The organism is Verrucomicrobiota bacterium (assembly GCA_021413925.1).
Taxonomy (GTDB): Bacteria; Verrucomicrobiota; Verrucomicrobiia; order Chthoniobacterales; family UBA6821; genus UBA6821.
This window is the reverse complement of record JAIOPL010000004.1, coordinates 115,654-132,794: the sequence shown is the minus strand read 5'-3', so window position 1 is coordinate 132,794 and position 17,141 is coordinate 115,654. Positions and strand designations below refer to the sequence as shown.

General features: G+C 55.2%; 14 protein-coding genes. 4 read left to right on the top strand and 10 right to left on the bottom strand.

All coding sequences use genetic code 11. The annotated features are described in order from the left end of the window. The first annotated feature begins 135 nt into the window (after window positions 1-135). From K8R57_03050 to K8R57_03040, 3 genes are read left to right on the top strand one after another with little or no spacing between them, the layout of a single operon-like run. Window positions 136-2,889: a phosphoenolpyruvate carboxylase gene (locus K8R57_03050; protein ID MCE9587274.1), complete on the top strand. Its 2,754-nt coding sequence runs from the start codon at window positions 136-138 to the stop codon at window positions 2,887-2,889. Window positions 2,890-2,936: 47 nt separating this feature from the next. Continuing rightward, window positions 2,937-4,196 carry a TIGR03862 family flavoprotein gene (locus tag K8R57_03045; protein ID MCE9587273.1) on the top strand — a complete coding sequence of 420 codons (1,260 nt, stop codon included), beginning with the start codon at window positions 2,937-2,939 and terminating at the stop codon, window positions 4,194-4,196. A 28-nt stretch (window positions 4,197-4,224) separates the two neighbouring features. Beyond that, window positions 4,225-4,992 (top strand): hypothetical protein, encoded by a 768-nt coding sequence (locus K8R57_03040; protein ID MCE9587272.1) that lies wholly within the window; start codon window positions 4,225-4,227, stop codon window positions 4,990-4,992. A 55-nt stretch (window positions 4,993-5,047) separates the two neighbouring features. Here the strand turns inward: K8R57_03040 and K8R57_03035 are convergent, their stop codons facing one another. The 9 genes from K8R57_03035 to K8R57_02995 form a co-directional block, all read right to left on the bottom strand. Beyond that, window positions 5,048-5,815 (bottom strand): glucose 1-dehydrogenase, encoded by a 768-nt coding sequence (locus K8R57_03035; protein ID MCE9587271.1) that lies wholly within the window; start codon window positions 5,813-5,815, stop codon window positions 5,048-5,050. A 43-nt stretch (window positions 5,816-5,858) separates the two neighbouring features. After that, complete coding sequence (locus tag K8R57_03030) at window positions 5,859-8,528, bottom strand: glucosidase (GenBank protein ID MCE9587270.1); 2,670 nt, start codon at window positions 8,526-8,528, stop codon at window positions 5,859-5,861. Between the two features lie 9 nt (window positions 8,529-8,537). After that, the gene (locus K8R57_03025; GenBank protein MCE9587269.1) at window positions 8,538-10,226 is read right to left on the bottom strand and encodes a DUF4153 domain-containing protein; all 1,689 of its coding nucleotides are present in this window, start codon (window positions 10,224-10,226) and stop codon (window positions 8,538-8,540) included. An 89-nt stretch (window positions 10,227-10,315) separates the two neighbouring features. Then, window positions 10,316-11,578, bottom strand: coding sequence for a CinA family nicotinamide mononucleotide deamidase-related protein (locus K8R57_03020; GenBank protein MCE9587268.1), 1,263 nt, complete (start codon window positions 11,576-11,578; stop codon window positions 10,316-10,318). After that, entirely contained in the window at window positions 11,575-12,393 is an 819-nt protein-coding gene (locus K8R57_03015; protein ID MCE9587267.1) for a transglutaminase-like domain-containing protein, read from the bottom strand. Before K8R57_03015 ends, K8R57_03020 begins: the two co-directional genes overlap by 4 nt. Before the next feature lie 55 nt (window positions 12,394-12,448). Continuing rightward, a complete protein-coding gene (locus K8R57_03010) occupies window positions 12,449-12,637 on the bottom strand; it encodes a CPXCG motif-containing cysteine-rich protein (protein MCE9587266.1) in 189 nt (62 codons plus the stop codon). A 165-nt stretch (window positions 12,638-12,802) separates the two neighbouring features. Next, entirely contained in the window at window positions 12,803-13,276 is a 474-nt protein-coding gene (rsfS, locus tag K8R57_03005) for a ribosome silencing factor (protein ID MCE9587265.1), read from the bottom strand. Further along, complete coding sequence (gene nadD / locus K8R57_03000; protein MCE9587264.1) at window positions 13,263-13,877, bottom strand: nicotinate (nicotinamide) nucleotide adenylyltransferase; 615 nt, start codon at window positions 13,875-13,877, stop codon at window positions 13,263-13,265. The genes rsfS and nadD overlap by 14 nt, the downstream gene beginning before the upstream one ends. Before the next feature lie 83 nt (window positions 13,878-13,960). Then, window positions 13,961-15,166, bottom strand: coding sequence for a DUF1343 domain-containing protein (locus tag K8R57_02995; protein ID MCE9587263.1), 1,206 nt, complete (start codon window positions 15,164-15,166; stop codon window positions 13,961-13,963). Window positions 15,167-15,212: 46 nt separating this feature from the next. On the opposite strand from K8R57_02995, the gene K8R57_02990 reads away from it, so the two are divergent. After that, window positions 15,213-16,322 (top strand): glycosyl hydrolase, encoded by a 1,110-nt coding sequence (locus K8R57_02990; protein MCE9587262.1) that lies wholly within the window; start codon window positions 15,213-15,215, stop codon window positions 16,320-16,322. 11 nt (window positions 16,323-16,333) lie between these two features. Here K8R57_02990 and K8R57_02985 read toward each other — a convergent pair whose 3' ends face one another. Then, window positions 16,334-17,059 (bottom strand): hypothetical protein, encoded by a 726-nt coding sequence (locus tag K8R57_02985; GenBank protein ID MCE9587261.1) that lies wholly within the window; start codon window positions 17,057-17,059, stop codon window positions 16,334-16,336. Window positions 17,060-17,141 lie beyond the last annotated feature (82 nt).

Below are 17,141 nucleotides of genomic sequence, written 5' to 3'. Positions count from 1 at the left end.
CCCCTAACAGTCTTTAGCCTTCAGCCTTCAGTCTAATGGCCTCCACTTCCACCCACCTTCCGCTCTTGGCAAAGTTTTTGCTCTGTTGAGTTGGATTTTTTAACCACAGAGGCAATGATTCGCACCGAACTTTCCATGGAAACCAACTATCTCTCCGACGGATTCGCCAAGATCGACCATGATCTGCGTGAACTGATGACCTGCCTCAACGAGGTGCTTGAGGAACTCGGTGAGGAAGAGACTAGAAAGCGTCTGCCCTGGCTCAACAATGAGGAAACCGGATCCGGGGGATCGAGGGGGCTCGAACAGGCTTACTCGATTGCCTTCCAGCTTCTCAATATCGTCGAGGCAAATGCTGCAGAACGGACACGTCGCCAACGTGAGATCCACGAGGGGCTTGTCTCCGGACGCGGCCTGTGGGGAGATCAACTCTCCCGTCTCGCCGCCAAGGGATGGACGCCGCAGGAGATCGCCGCCTATCTTCCGGGAGTCCGCGTGGAGCCGGTCTTCACAGCGCACCCGACGGAAGCAAAACGCGGCGCGGTTCTCGACCAGCACCGCCTGATCCATCAGCTTCTTGCCGAACTCGACCGCATGGATCTTACTCCCAGCGAACGACTAGAGATCCGGCGCAAGATCAAGATCTGCTTGGAGCGACTTTGGAGAAGTGGAGAGATCTTCCTGGATCAGCCCGATGTGGCCGACGAGAGGCGTGCCGTTATGTTTTACCTCCGGGATATCCTTCCCGGAGTGGTTACTCGTCTCGATATGCGCCTGCGATGGGCATGGAATGAGCTGGGCTTTCCACCGGAACTGATGGGAGGACCGGAGAGTCGTCCCCATCTCAGTTTCGGAACATGGGTTGGCGGAGACCGGGATGGTCACCCCTTTGTCACCGCGAAGGTGACGGAAGAAACACTCAGGGAGTTGCATCTCAATGCCCTGATCGTCCTGCACCGCCAACTCGATACCCTCGCCGAGGCTCTCCCTCTCTCCAGCCACTTCCAAAAGGCCTCCCAGCAACTACTCGATAGGGTCGCGGTGCTCCGCGGGGAGCTTGGTCCTTTGGGCGAACAGATCACGGCCCGCTATCCCGGTGAGCCATGGCGCCAGCTGGTACTGCTCATCCAAGGACGTCTCCCACTGCAAATCGGTGCCGCAGACCGTGCATGGATCGCTGAGTCCGGTGCGCGCTATCGTCGCCCGGAAGAGGTCGCCGCCGACCTCACCATCCTGCAGGAAAGTCTCGCGGAAGTCGGGGGCCAACGCCTCATTCGCGAAACAGTCTGGCCGGTGCTGCGTATCCTGGACGTCTTCGGCTTTCATCTCGCCGAGCTCGATGTCAGGCAGAATAGCAACACACACGATCTTGCGATGGCCCAGCTCCTAAAGGCTGCCAACATTCCAGACGGAGAGAACTTCCCCACGTGGAGTGAAGAAAAGCGTCTTTCTTTCCTCCATGAGGAACTTCGCTCACCACGCCCCTTCCTGGGAGCAAACCATTATCTGGGACTCGGGGCCGAGGCTGATGCGGTTCTGAGCTGCTACGATACCCTGCGCGAGCATATCCGTGAACACGGCCGCGAGGGAGTCGGCGCCCTCATCGTCAGCATGACCCGCCAGCTTTCCGATCTGCTGGTCATTCCCATTCTGGCCCGCGAGGCCGGACTAACCGACTGGAAAGACGGTATCCTCTCCTCTCCCCTGCCTATCGTGCCTCTCTTTGAGACGCTCGACGATCTGGAGCGCAGCCCATCACTGATCAGGGCGTTTCTGGCCGAACCTGTTGCCAAGGCCTCCCTCATCCACCGCGAGGGACGACTGCCGGTCCAGCAGGTGATGATCGGCTATAGCGACAGCAACAAGGATTGCGGGATTCTGGCCAGCCAGTGGGGACTCCATGAAGCACAGCAGGACATGACCAGGGTCGCCGCCGAGTCAAATATCGCCCTGCGCTTCTTCCACGGACGAGGAGGTACCATCAGTCGCGGGGCTGGCCCCACTCACCTCTTCCTAGACGCCCTGCCTCCGGGCGCATTGCAGGGTGACCATCGGATGACAGAGCAGGGAGAGACGATCGCTCAGAAATACGCCGACATCTCGACGGCGACCTATCACCTGGAACTTTTACTAGCCGGCGTCACAGGCATCTCACTCGCGGGTAAGCGCCCGGGACGGGAAACCGGAACGTGCTCGCGTATTGCCGATGATCTGGCCAAGGCAAGCCGCAAGGCCTATCGGGCCCTGATCGACGCGCCTGGGTTCATCACCTTCTACGACCAGGCGACCCCGATCGACGCCCTGGAGTCGAGTCGTATCGGCTCACGCCCCAAGCGCCGCTCCGGCCAGCGTAGCCTAGCCGACCTGAGAGCCATCCCCTGGGTCTTCAGTTGGAACCAGTGCCGCTATTACTTGCCCGGCTGGTTCGGTGTCGGCAGCGCCCTAGAAGCCCTGGAGAGGGAGCAACCGGAGCTTTTCAAGACACTTCAGGCCGAGCTTAGGAACTACTCATTTCTTTATTATGTCCTATCGAATGTGGAGACTAACATGGCCAGCGCCGATCTCCCGATCATGAAGGATTATGCGGCCCTCGTGACCGATAAGGAAATCCGCGAAAGAATCTTCAACATCATCTCCGAGGAATTTCAGCGCACCCAGGAACAGCTCCGCAAGGTCTTTGGAGGGAGTCTTGAGGAACGGCGCCCCCGAATGGGTAAAACACTCCAACTTCGCGCCCGAGCCTTGGCCCTTCTCCATGAGCAGCAGATTGTGACTATCAAGGAATGGCGGGCTGCGCGCACGGAAAATCCAGCTAAGGCGGATGCCCTGCTTCCCCGCGTTCTGCTTTCTATTAACGCAATTGCAAGCGGCTTGAGAACAACCGGATAGTCATTGTTTTTACGTATTAATATTCAGAAAGAAGGCCTCCCTGTCCGATGAATCTCGCCATAATTGGCGGTGGCCCGGCGGGTCTCATGGCGGCCGAAGTGGCTTCCGTAGTCATTGCTAAGGGAGCGAGTAGAGAGGACCTAAAAGTCACGCTCTTTGAAGGCAAGCCCTCCGTAGGGCGGAAATTCTTGGTAGCCGGCCATGGAGGATTGAACCTTACTCATTCGGATCCCTTAGATCGCTTCGCCGAGAAGTATCAAGGAAGCATTGAAACAAGATACTGGACATCACTCCTGAAGGACTTCAGCAATCAGGATACCCGCGACTGGGCTACCGGGCTTGGGATTGAGACCTTTATCGGGACAAGCGGCAGGATTTTTCCCAAGGAGTTCAAGGCCGCTCCCCTCCTGCGGAGTTGGATCCAAAGACTGCGCACCAGCGGGGTCAAGTTCGCAGCACGTCATTATTTACAAAACATTTTACCCAAGGATGGCCGTATAGAACTAGAGTTCTCTCATCCTGAGGGTGTTAGCTCATCGATTTTTGATGCGGTTATACTTGCTCTTGGTGGAGCCTCATGGCCTAAAACCGGTTCTGATGCGCAATGGATCCCAATTTTACAGGATCTAGGGATTTCCATCGCCGCGCTCGAGGCGGCCAACTGCGGATGGGAAACTAGCTGGCATCCGGACATCATCCAATTACCAGAGGGACAACCCTTGAAAAATATCGCGGTATCAGCAGGAAACAAAACCATCCAGGGTGAACTGATGATTACTGCGTACGGGCTGGAAGGTGGAGCCATCTACCAGCTGGGACATTCATTAAGATCTATGCCTCATCCGCTCATCTTCATCGATCTAAAACCCACTTTTTCGGTTCAGGAATTACAGCAGAAGTTATCCTCATATTCAGGCAATATTATAAGCGCTGCCAAGAATGCTTGGCGTCTTGGAAAGGCCGCTCATGTTCTTATAAACAACTTGGCTCCTGAGGAATCTAGGAACGATCCGCTTGCTTTGGCCCGTTTTGCTAAGGCCATCCCGATCCCACTCACCGGCCCGCGTCCGATCGCAGAAGCCATATCCTCAGCAGGTGGCATCCGGTACTCGGAATTGAATGATGACTTGATGATCAAAAAACACCCAGGCCTCTTTGTCGCAGGTGAAATGATAGACTGGGAGGCCCCAACGGGTGGTTATCTCCTACAAGGCTGCTTAGCAACAGGAACTCGGGCAGCGCGAGGGGCCCTCCGTTATCTGAACTCTGAAACCCGGCCCGTATCCGCTGGTTCGCTTTCCGTTTAATTTCTTACCTCAATCAGCATAGAGTCACATGATGAATTCCTACCTAGTCGCTTCGGTTGCCTTTCTCTGCATTTTCGGTGGGGCGTTGATCGGCATGCTGATCCAGCGCTTCATTCCCGCTCATCACCTCAGCAAGGATTCCCATGAAAGCGTCAAGTTGGGCGCCGGACTCATCGCCACGATGGCGGCCCTGATTCTCGGTCTGCTGGTCTCCTCCTCCAAGGGAACCTATGACCGCGTCAATGTCCTCATCAACGATGCCGCTGCCAATACGATCAGCCTCGACAGGACACTGAGAAACTTCGGACCCGAGGCAGCTCCACTTAGAAAGCTCCTGCTTGATCGAATCATCATAGTCCGGAATGATGTTTGGCCCGAGGACAACAAGGTGCTTAACAAGGGATCTGCAGTCTTCAAGCAGGAATCGACCATCATCTCTCTGATCAAGGATATAGCCTCTCTTAATGCATCGGATTTAGGTTCCATTCAGATGAAAAACAATGCTCTTTCCATCGCCTCGGACCTGAACAAGGAGCGATGGCAGATCACCGTAGAATCTTCCTCGAAACTGCCTTTACTACTGGTGGTGATTCCTGTCTTTTGGATTACCTTCCTGACCTTTGTTTACGGAATCTTTGCACCAAGGAACGGCACGGTGCTTGCCGTGCTCTTCTTCTGCTCGGTGAGCATTGCGGGGGCGATCTTCCTGATCTGCGAGATGAGCATGCCGCTGGACGGTTCGATTAAGGTTCCAAGCCAGCCCTTCCAGACGGCTTTGGAACTGATCAGTCGATAGTCAAGAGGATGCCCGACCGAGATCAGTTCTTTGACGTCGAAGTGGTAGTGGAGTTCTACTGCTCGTGGTAGTTGTGAAGCAGTCCACCATCCACCACAAAGGTGGCCCCGGTGACATAGGAGGCATCATCGGAGGCTAGGAAAGCGGCAAGTCCCGAAACGTCGTCCGGTTTGCCAAGACGTCCGAGCGGTATCTTCGACTCGAGCAGGGCTAGCAGCTGGGGGTTGTTGAGCAGGGACGTATTGATCGGGGTCGCAATGGCGCCAGGAGCGATGTTGTTAACCGTGATACCGAGGGGACCGAGTTCGACAGCGAGGTCGCGGCAGAGCATTTTTAAGGCTCCCTTGCTTGCACAATAGGTGGAGAAGTGAGGGAAAGGGAGTTCCTCGTGCACGGAGCTGATATTGATGACACGGCCGGGGCGGTTCGTGGCACGCAAGTGGTTCACGAAGTCTTGGGTAATAAAAAATGTCCCACGCAGATTGATCTGCAGAACGAAATCAAAGTCCTCCTCCGTGACATCCCAGAAGTCGGCATGTTTTTCGACGCCAGCGTTGTTTACCAGGATATCGATCTTACCCATCATCTCGACCCCCTCGGCAATGACACGGCGATCATCCTCAGTATTGGCAAGATCACCCTGAATCATGTGTACCCTCCGCCCCAGCGCCGTGATGGTATCGGCGGTCTCCTGGGCGCTCTGGCCCAAGGTACGATCATCCACAATGATGTCGGCTCCTTCCTGGGCGAGACGAATGGCAATGGCCTGCCCGATTCCTTGGGCGCTACCTGTGACGAGTGCTGTTTTTCCTTGGAGTTTCATAGGTATTTGAATGGTTGGTTATTAAATAAAAGTACCGGGAAGATCAGATATCATTGGCCAGTAATTCGGCCACCAAGGCTGTCCATCCCGTCTGATGGGAAGCACCGAGACCCTTACCTGTCTCACCATGGAAATATTCATTGAAGAGAACAAGGTTCTTCCAGTGAGGGTCATTGGCATAGAGGACATCACCCCCATGGCAGGGACGGTTACCCAACTCATCCGGCAGAAAGATGGAAGAGACCCTCTCTGCAAGAAGTCGAGCGGCTTCCCCGAGAGTGATCCAGTTGCCGGAGCGGGTGGGAAATTCCACCTTGAAGCTATCGCCATAGAAATGGTTATAGGTCTCGAGGGACTTAATGATCATGAAGTTGATCGGCATCCAGACGGGTCCTCGCCAGTTCGAGTTACCACCGAACATGCCGGTCTTCCCCTCACCCGGTTCGTAATCAACCGAGTAGACTTGGCCGTTTACCGTGTAGGTGTAGGGGTGTTTCTCGTGGTACTTGGAGACAGAGCGAATGCCGTGCGGTGACAGGAATTCCTCCTCGTCGAACATGTAGCGCAGGATCTTTTCCAGGCGCTTTCTCGGAGTGACCGTTAGCAGATGGAGTCCATCGGGATCATGGCTGGCGGGCCCATTAATTTCCAAAAGCGTAGCAGCGAGCCTAGGTCTGTTTTTGATGAACCATTGAAGACGATTCTTGTATCCCGGATTCATGTTCCGTTGCTCTGATGTCACATAACTGGTGGCAAACATCGGTATGAACCCCACGATCGAGCGGACCTTGATGGGGATGCTTTGCTCACCTAGCTGAAGATGGTCGTAGTAAAAACCGTCCTCATCGTCCCAGAGACCTGTCCCACCGAACTCATTCATCGCCTCGACGATGCGGGCGAAATGGGTGATGAATTTCGTGCCCATGTCGGCATAGACGGGATTATGCACGGCGAGTTCCAACGACATTCGAAGCATCGTTAGGCAGTAGAAGGCCATCCACGAGGAGCCGTCCGCCTGCTTTAGCACTCCACCGGTGGGCAGCGGCCTGGAGCGGTCGAACACCGAGATATTATCGAAGCCCAGAAATCCACCCTCGAAAAGATTGTTCCCATTGCTGTCTTTCCGGTTCACCCACCAGGTGAAATTGATCAGGAGTTTCTGGAAAACCTTCTCGAGAAAGTCATTGTCAGTCACCCCAGCCAGAACTCCCTGATAATAAAGACGGAGAGCTGCCCAAGCATGGACCGGCGGATTCACATCAGAGAAGTTCCACTCGTAAGCGGGCATCTGGCCGTTCGGATGTGTGTACCACTCTCGGAGAAGTAGGATCAGCTGATCCTTGCAGTAAACGGGATCGACTCTTCCAAGCGCTGCTGTGTGGAAGGCGAGATCCCAGGAGCAGTAGTAGGGATATTCCCACGTGTCGGGCATCGAAATGACATCCCGGTTGAAGATGTTCTCCCAATCCTCATTGCGCACCGAATGTCCGGGGGGTGGAGGAGGCTCCGTGGAATCCCCCTTAGCCCACTCGCTCTGAACCAGATTGTAAAATTGCTTCGACCAGAGAAGCCCCGCATAGGCCTGACGGGTAACATTTTTCTGCTCGGCGCTCAGTGCGGGGGCGAGCTTGCTGCTGTAGAACTCTTCCGCATCCTCAACTCTTGCTGCAAAAATATCCTCAAAACTGTCGTCCAGCGGCTCACCTTGCGCCGCTCCCTTCTCCGTCAACCGCATTCTAAGCACGACGGAATCTCCCGCCGGAATCGTGAGGTTGTAACGGCCGGCGGTCTTCGTGCCGAATTGCTCCGGGTTGACCGCGTCGGCTTTTCCTTCGATCACCGCATCATGAAAGGCATCCTTCACATAGGGACGAGCCAACGGCTCCCCGTAGAGACGTTGGGTGTTGGTCTCGTTATTTGTGAAAAGAAACTCAGGCAGTTTCCCGTCCGGCCCCTTGTCAAAAGTCATCTCGTACTCACCCATCACCGCATGGACGGCAGAAACTGTTCCGGGTCTCGCAATGGAGATTTTAGGTTCTTCGAGGCACTCCTCACTGATCTGCCCCCAGGCCCAGGTATTCCGATACCAGAGGGTCGGGAGAAAAACGAGATCCGCTTGATCCGGACCCCGGTTGCTGATCGTGACCTTGATCAGAATGTCCTTGATCGATCCCTTCGCGTACTCCACCTGCACATCGAAATAGCGGTTCTGATCAAATACCCCCGTGTCGACAAGCTCGTACTCGGGTTGCAGGTGAGTGCGACGTCCATTCTCGGCTACCAGGTCGGCGTAGGGAAACTCTGCCTGGGGATATTTGTAGAGTCCCTTGCAGTAGGAGTGGGTCGGCGTGGCGTCCAGGTAGTAGTAGAGTTCCTTGACGTCCTCCCCATGATTTCCTTGCGGACCGGTGAGACCGAAGAGACGTTCCTTGAGGATCGGATCCTTTCCATTCCAGAGCGCAATCCCGAAGCAGAGACGCCCGAAGCGATCACTCAGCCCAAGCAATCCATCCTCGCCCCAGCGATAGACGCGACTGCGGGCCTGATCGAAGGAAAAAGAATTCCAGACATCGCCGTCAGCAGAGTAATCCTCGCGCACGGTACCCCACTGGCGCTCCGAGAGGTAGGTTCCCCAGAGCTTCCAGAAGCGCTCGCGGCGAGAGTCCTCTCCAAGTCGAATCTCCTCGGCGGTGGGTTCAAGGGGTGATGGCATCATAGATTTCTAAGGTGCGGGGGATGGATTATTTTCCGGATCGCACTGTTTTTCAAAAACCTGATATTCGATGCTAACCACCTTTCTAGGGGTGGCCGAGGAATCCCATTGGGCATACGTGATCACGATCTGGAAGCACCTCCCCTCTCCTCCGAGAGTGAAGAGAATGGGCGTCTTGTTTTTAATCGCTGCATCAAAATCAAGGTCAGCGATTCGTTTCGATGCCACCTCCCTTCCCCCAGCTTGGAGCACCAGCCTCAGGTCAAGGTCACCGCTGCCCGTGAATGTGTTCTTCAGCATCAACTCCTCCCCGGCGGCATTCGTACCAAGAGTTCCTTTCCATCCACCGTTGCGGGCCTGCAGATAGGCGGTGCATCCGGCAATCGGAACGATGGATCCTTCGCTAAGTCCATAGCTGCATTGGGTAGGATCCTTGGATAGATGGAGCTTCTGAAGCACCGCCCTGGACAGTTCCCAGTAAGCAAGCTTGGGATCGATACCGAGCGGTCCGGTCACCTTCTCAAGGTCCGTCAACCCGAAATCCTGAACGATCATTGTGACAATGGAACGGATCTGCTCATCCTTGCGGTTTGAGGATTCGAGAAGGTGCTTGAGTCGTTCGGACTGACTGCGCCGCGACAAGGTGCCCGCGCTCAGCGGCCCCAGGACGGCAACCAACGTGGTGAGGGCAAGCAGGAAGGGAACCAAGAGAGGTGCTTGGTTACGGCGAATCAGAAAACAGAATGCCGATACAGTCAGCCAGATGCCTGCGGCCAATGCGGAATATCGGTCGAAGGTCACGCCGTACTCCTTGATGCGGAGCGCGAGGGAGATGAAGAGGAGGGCGCTGCTGAGCAGGAAGGCCGGTGGATAGATCAACGAGAACCATCGGGCCCAGGAACGCTCCCCCTTCCACGGGAGGATCAGGAGCATGGCCAGCGTTCCATACGCCCCAAGGGAGAGCACCGGAGTCGCCACCATGCCGTTTGGAAGCTTCCACTGGATGATGATCTTCACGGCATAAGCGGCAAGGATTCCCATGAAGAGGAAACCGATCGGGATCAGCGCCCACTTGCAGAGATTGGACCAGACCTTGAACCCAGGCTGGTCGGGATAGAGGTCATCCTTGGCGGACGGAAACAGAGCCAGGGCAGTGACGGGGTAGATTAGGCATCCTGCAAGGGCAAGGAGATCGAAGTGCAGACACCGCACAAAAAAGAAATGGGCTTCCAATCCAAAGAGTATCTTCACGCTCAAGAAGGCCAGTTGAAGGCCGATTTCCACAATCGCCGTCATAATCGCGGCAAGTACGAGGGCGTTCAGCCAACCGACATTCACCCTCCACCAATTGAGACTTCCATCGCGTACAAGGCCGGGCACCACGCTGGCCAGGGCAAACGCCATCAGCACCAGCATCCAGAAGCAAAACCACACCGTTCCAGTGTGAATAATGCCCACGGGAACAAGGAAAAAGAGACCCGTCATGGCGATCAGCGCGGCCGGATGCAGGATCGGTTGAAATCGAGGATGGAGTTCCGATCCATAGACCGCGCCGACGAGAAGAGGGAGGCCAAAGAGCATCGTGAGGGAAATCCTGATGCATTGTTCGTCGGTCGGGGTCCACGAGGAATGGATGGAAACAATATATGCGGCGGTGGCGATCAGTGCCGCCAGGATCGGCAGGGGGAACCGACGCATTCCCGCGAGCTTCGATACGAAATGCCTGAAATTGGGAATTCTCACCTTTTTGGATAAGTAGAGGGTATCTGCATTGAGGATTTATTCGGTCACATTGAGACAAGAACTCTGCGGAGTCGGTCAAGAGCCGACTGTGAGACCACTTGCTTGAAGGTTATACGATCTGCGGGAATGGTTTCCTTCCATGCTTCAGTCACTTCTCCCTCTTCAGCCAGTGCTATCCAGACGGTGCCAACCGGTTTTTCCAACGTCCCACCATCTGGACCGGCAATGCCTGTGGTAGCGATAGCATAACGGGACCCGCTTTTTTGTAGTGCCCCCTCCGCCATGGAACGCACGACTTGCTCGCTGACCGCGCCGTGAGCCTCGATCAACCCAGAATCAACACCCAGCAGTTCTGACTTCGATCGGTTGCTATAGGTGATAAATCCCTCCAGAAAAACCTTCGAGGCACCCGGAACATTCGTGAGGCGATTGGCAAGATGCCCGCCGGTGCAGGACTCTGCCGTGACTAGCGTGATTCCGCGTTCCGCAAGCAGATGAACAACGATCTCCTCCATGGATTTCTCATCTCCCGAAACCAAATAATCGCCAACCACGGCCAGAACAGAGGGCTCCACTTGGTCGAGAATCTCACGAGGTCCGATCAATCGGAAATCGACCTCGTTGGGCCGCGCACAGTAGCCAACCTCAAGATCTCCACGCTTAGAGAGTTCCAGGCCGATTTTTGCCTCAACCATCGACTCACCCATTCCGACAACCTTGTAAATGCGACATTCCTGGGTGACCCCGCCGGAATGGCGTTTAGCTAATTCCCTCAAGACAGGAAGCACATGGGCAACGGCCATCGGCTGCAACTCACGGGGAGGCCCAGGCAACAGAAAGATATGGGGAGAGGACCAGGAGATCCCTTCCACTGCTGGAAGATAGAGACCGGGTGCAGTGCCATTGTCATTCGGGAGAACAGTTGCCCCCTCAGGAGCCATCGCCTGTCGCTCCATACGGGGCTGAAACGCAAATCCCCGGCGTCTGCAACGCTCCTGAATTCGTTCCAGTGTCTCGGGGTGGGGAAGCATCTTTCTCCCCAGAAGTTCAGCTGCCAGTTCGCGGGTAATGTCATCGGTCGTCGGTCCGAGTCCACCGGTCACAATAATGACATCCGTGCGGGCAAAAGCCTCCAGAAGTGCATCCCGGATCGGCGCACCATCGGGCACCGTGCTCTGACGGGCGATTCTGAGTCCAAGGGGAAAAAGTTCCCGGCCAAACCAGGAAAGATGCGCGTCACGGACGCTCCCAAGCAAGAGTTCGCTGCCTGTGTTCAGCAACTCCACACGTAAAGGAAGTGGGATCATTGCTCAGCCCCCGTCACGATGCCGAGCCAGCGATCTACCATCCCCTTCTGCCATACGGTCTCTTCAATGGCATAGGCGTGACCCAGATTGGCAAGCATCCTGGCGAGAACCTCCCTGGATCCTGGGTTTTCCAGATGTTCGTCGCTCAGCTCGATATTCTGACGTGCCAGAATGTCGGCACAGTCCGCAAGGGAAAGGATACGTCCGGAATGAAAGGGATCAAAATAGGTCTCGCCGCAGCGGGCTATGAAATGACCGGGGAGATTCACCCCGTGAAGTGTTATGCCGGCACGTGCCGCGACGAATATGTAGAGAAGGGTGAGGGTGAGAGGCAAACCCCGTCGACTCTCCATCACGCATGGCAGGATGGAATTCTCGTGATTGTAGTAGTCGTTTGCATTGCCATCGAACCCGAGTTCCCCGTGCAAATAACGAGTCAGAACGCTTACCGGATCAGATTCACCGACGGCGATTCGCCTGCCAAACTCGCTACCCCAGGCATCCACCATGGCAAGGCATTCCTCCAGATCGATCCAAGGCATCAAAGCGCCTGCAATCAGCCAAGAGGCCCGCTCCAAAGGGATCTCCTCCCCTTTCAAAAGAGCTTCCAGCTCAGACGCGGCTCGCTTGCCCGCAATGGCATGGAGAACTTCCTGCGCATGGGCTGCGACAATCGCCGAATCCGCATTCACAAGGTTCCGGAGATCGGGAACGGCACTCTCTCCCTTGAGGACCAACTGCTCTTTCACCAGACCGACCGTATGAGGATCATCGTCACGAAAGAGACGAGCCAGAGCATCACACTGCGTGGACATGAAAGTAGGATGGAACCTTAAAGCTGAAAGCTGAAGCATTAAAAAACAGAGCGGATCATGCCGCGACCACATCCACCGCCGTGACTTCCCCTGCCTCGGTCGTGATTCGTACGGTAGCTGGGCGGCAGCAGACTGCGCAGTCCTCGATGAGCTCCACAGAGCCATCTTCGGCTGTCTCAATTTGAATGGCGAATTCTTCCCCGCACTGGGGACACTGGATCAGGATTTCCTCAAGCCAAGACATGGATGAAAAAAGGGATGAAAGCTGAGACCTGAAGTCTGAGTGCAAAATCAGGGCTGAACCAAAAGGAAATGAGAAACCTCTAGGGAGGTAAAATTATGATACTTACCACAAGGGCCCTCTTGCAAAAACTCAGGTTTCAAGTTTCAGACCTCAGGTTTCTCAAGCCTACTCCTCGATCTCCAGGCGTCCTGCATCTCCCCAGAGGGATTCCAGTCCGTAGAGATCGCGCTTGTCCTTATGGAAGATGTGAATGATCACACTGCCGTAATCGATGATGACCCACTGGCTGATTGGGAATCCATCCTCGGCAATCGGGCGCAGTCCGGTGACTGAGCGAACCTTCTCACGGATCGAACCGGCAATGGCCTTGAGTTGAGGTTCCGAAGTGCCAGAGACGATCAGGAAAAAATCGGTGAAGGAAGAGATCTTCCTCATATCGAGGAGGACTATATCCTCAGCCTTCTTGTCGAGTGCCCCCTCTGCGCAGAGTCGCACGAGTGCCTCCTCGGGATCGAGCTTCACGATTTTTTTGATTTTCTTAACCGTAACTTTTTTCTCCTTCACAATCTTCTCAACTTTTTTATTGGAAGCGGGAGCCTTGGGCTTCTTAACAGTTGTCAGCTTCTTAGTAGTTGCCATGGAGAAAATCGCGGTACGGGTGATGCGTCATGATGAAATCGTATACCCGCTCGGGCAGCATAAAGCGAATGGAAAGCCCCTTGGCCAATCGTTCCCTGATTTCCGTGGAGGAAAGATCAATACGGCGGCGTACCACCGGGAGCTCGCATGATTCCAACTCGGGAGCATTTCCGCGATCGAGCACCGCGAAATCAACCAAGTTCCGAAGCTCCTCGATCTCATGCCAGCGCGGAAGATCCTTCAGATTATCGGCTCCGATCAGGTAAAGAAAACGCACTCCAGGGTAATCCCCAAGCAATTCCCGGACCGTATCGATGGTATAAGAGGGTCCCTCGCGACTAAGCTCGCGATCATCCACGGAGAAACGTGCTTCGGATGCAATCGCCTCCCGGAGCATAGCCAGTCGCGATTCATCAGATGCGGCGGGAGGACGTTCCGTCTTGAAGGGTGAGAGTGCTGCAGGAATGAAAATGATTCGTTCCAGTTGCAGTTCCTCCAGAGCGGCTTCCGCAAGAATCAAATGACCAAGATGAACTGGGTCGAAGCTTCCACCGAACAGGCCAACCCGTTCGACATGGCCCGGAATTCTGTTGGTAGCCATGGGGGTTGGAGTGATTCCTGTTTGTGTATGGTATCTTCTGATCTTTCCTAAGAGTTTTCAGCCTTCAGGCTTCAGCCTATCAACTAATAAAGTAGATAAGGCTGTCTCTCTGAGCGAAAGCGGCTCAAGAACGGCTGCCAGGAGGCCACGATCTGCTCGGGGCGCTTGGTGGCCAGTTCGCGACGGATCGTATCACTTCCATAGACCTTCTGGAAGAGATCGAGCTTGGACTTGCTCGCCTTGGTGAAAATCATTCCGTGTGATTCTCTGTTGCACTCGGCGAGTGTGTAGAGGGCGGCCGCTCCGAGATCCCCTCCCCCGCTGGGATTCGCATGATAGATCACACCTGGTCCCGAGGCGGTCACGGTCGGTTCCACCTTGATATCCTCACACTTCGCCCTGAGGGAGGAGACCATCTGAGGCTTCACCCAAGGGGCTCCGAGCACCTGAAACGCTTTCGGAGAAAAGAGACCCTGGTCCAGCCCGCCCGCAAGCTCTCCAACGACACCCGTAATCACGTAATAACTCGGGGACATCTCATTGGGAATATTGGGTGAGGGAGGAACCCAGTGCAGGCCGGTCATCGGCCAAGTCATTGAGCGGTTCCAACCGTGCATCTTCACCACCTGCAGATTGGCCTTAGGCCCCATCCAGCCTTTGGAGTTAGCCATGAGAGCAAGCTCGCCCACCGTCAGGCCATGGACATAGGGAATGGGAAACTGCCCAACAAAGGAGATCCACTTCGGTTCGATCCCCTGTCCCTCCACACGGTTGCCGCCGAGAGGATTCGGACGATCCAGAACGACAAATTCCTTACCTTGCTCCGCACAGGCCTGCAGGCACTTCCCCATCGTGCTGATGTAGGTGTAGCTACGGCAGCCGATATCCTGCATGTCGTAGACCAGGACATCGATACCGGCGAGCATCTGGGGAGTCGGCTTTCTGGTGTCTCCGTAGAGTGAGTAAGCAGGTAGGCCTGTCAGGGAATCACGTCGCGAGCGAACCTCGATTCCAGCCTTCTCCGTCCCATCAAGACCATGCTCGGGAGTGTAGAGTGCCACGAGGTTGACATGCTTCTTCAGGAGAATCCGGGTTTTCACCCCGGTTGAGTTGACCCCGGTCTGATTGGTGACAAGTCCAACCCGTTTTCCGCGGAGCAGGTCGAAGTTGTTCTTCTGAAGCACATCGATTCCCAGTTCCACGGCGTTTGCGTTGGAGATCGAGAATGATATCAATGCGGAGAGCGCTAGCAGAAGGGAGAGAAAAAGCGTTAGGGTTCGGAGTTTCATAAGAATCGTTTCGTCAGTAAGAAAGTTATCTGGTTTCCTACAAGTTATGAGATGCTCTTCACCCGGTCAACTGCTGCTCCTTGGTGTTCCTGGAATGGAAGTCGATGATTCCTACGCCGACTTCATCCGCAGGGTTCAGCCCGGAGGATTTATACTGTTCGGACGCAATATCGAGACCCCCGACCAGCTCCGACGACTCACGGATCGACTCCGGGAACTCAGCGACATCGAGCCAATCATCACCATCGACCAGGAAGGAGGACGCGTCTCCCGGCTCAAGCTTCTGGGGAACGAGCCTCCCAATGCCCGCCAACTCCGGGACAAGGGAGATCTTGAACTCATTGCCTGCCATGGGGAACTAACTGGACAGCTCCTGCGGATCTTCGGCTTCAATCTCGATCTCTGTCCTGTTCTGGACATCGCCTTTGACGACGAGGCTGATAACTCCCTTCGCGGCCGATGCTACGGCACGACGGCCGATCAGGTCATCACGATGGCGGGCGTCTTCAACAAGGCCCTCCAGTCAACCGGAGTCCTTTCCTGTGGAAAGCACTTCCCTGGCTATTCCTCGGCTTCCAGTGATCCCCATCACGAACTCTCCGCCCTGCCTCGTCCACGTACCGAACTCGAAGCTCACGAGCTCAAGGTCTTCCGTCACTTTGCCACAGGGGAAAACTCGGTCGACAGCATGATGACAGGTCATATCGCCTTTGCAGAACTCGACGCCTCAGGCTTACCCGCCTCGCTCTCACCCGTTATCACCACGAAGCTACTCCGGGAGGAGATGGGCTTTCAGGGACTTGTCATGACCGATGACCTCGACATGGGCGCGATTATCAATCACCACGGTTTCGACGAGATGATCCGTCTCGGACTGGCCGCTGGAAATGATCTCCTGATGATCTGCCATCGTACAGAACTTGCCGAACAGGCCTTCAAAATCCTCGAAAAGAGCCCCTCCGATCAACTCGAGCGCGCTTATGCGAATCTCGCTGCCTTCAAGGCGAAAATGGCTCCACCCACGACCTTCACTCTCGAGAACTTCCAGGCCCTTGACCAGGGCGTCTGGGATCTACGGGTTAATGTCCTTGGCGCAGAAGGCGCCGCCAAACGCAGCCCCGAAGACGGGAAGCGCTCCCCCGTCGAAACTTACTAAGAATTACCTAATCAAGCAGGGACCAGAGACGCGGTGGGGAAAAGCAACGGAGCCCTCACCTCGCATTCGAGGTATCGTTCCACGGCCTCTGAGGCTTCTTCCGGAAGCGAATAGATCAAGGCATCATTGAGGAAGTAGGAGATTCCGGCCGCTTCCATCGTGATACAGAACTCATCCAGGCACCTATGACGGAATCCGCCCGTCACCTCCACCACCGCTCCCTTGATTGACTCAAGCCAGGGAATCATACCCCCCTCGAAGAGAAAGGGCATGGCAATTGCCCCGGACTTTATCTCTTCCCAAGCCTCCGGAGAGCAATCCCAGAATCCCGCGAAGTCATCGTGTGCATCGGCAACGATCCGCTCCAGATGCGATGCGGGAATCTCCGCGCTGCTTGAGAGACCGTTCTTCATGAGATAACGGAGAATTGCGACGGCAACAGATCGTTTCCGCCCGGAACGGAAGAGATGGGAAACCCAACCGAAGTTCTTTTGGATGAGACGGGTTTTTCCCAGCGCTAGACCCAAATCCAGCCCCAAATCCAGTTTCGCTCCCCACTCCAGAACACCAGCGAGTGAATCGCCAAGTTCCTCGCCCTCCAGCGAGCACACATCATTGTAGATGAAGTGAACCTCTTCGCTACTCTGGGTAGCCTCACTGAGCCTCCGCCTCAACGGCACAACAAGATCCCCGAATGCCTCGATATAGGCTGGTTGGAAATCGATACAAAGAAGCATGAAGGGGTGGAAAAAACGTTGCTTGGGTCGGAGACTCTAGCCTGAGAAACGCTTTCGTCATGAACCAAATGACGAAACATGA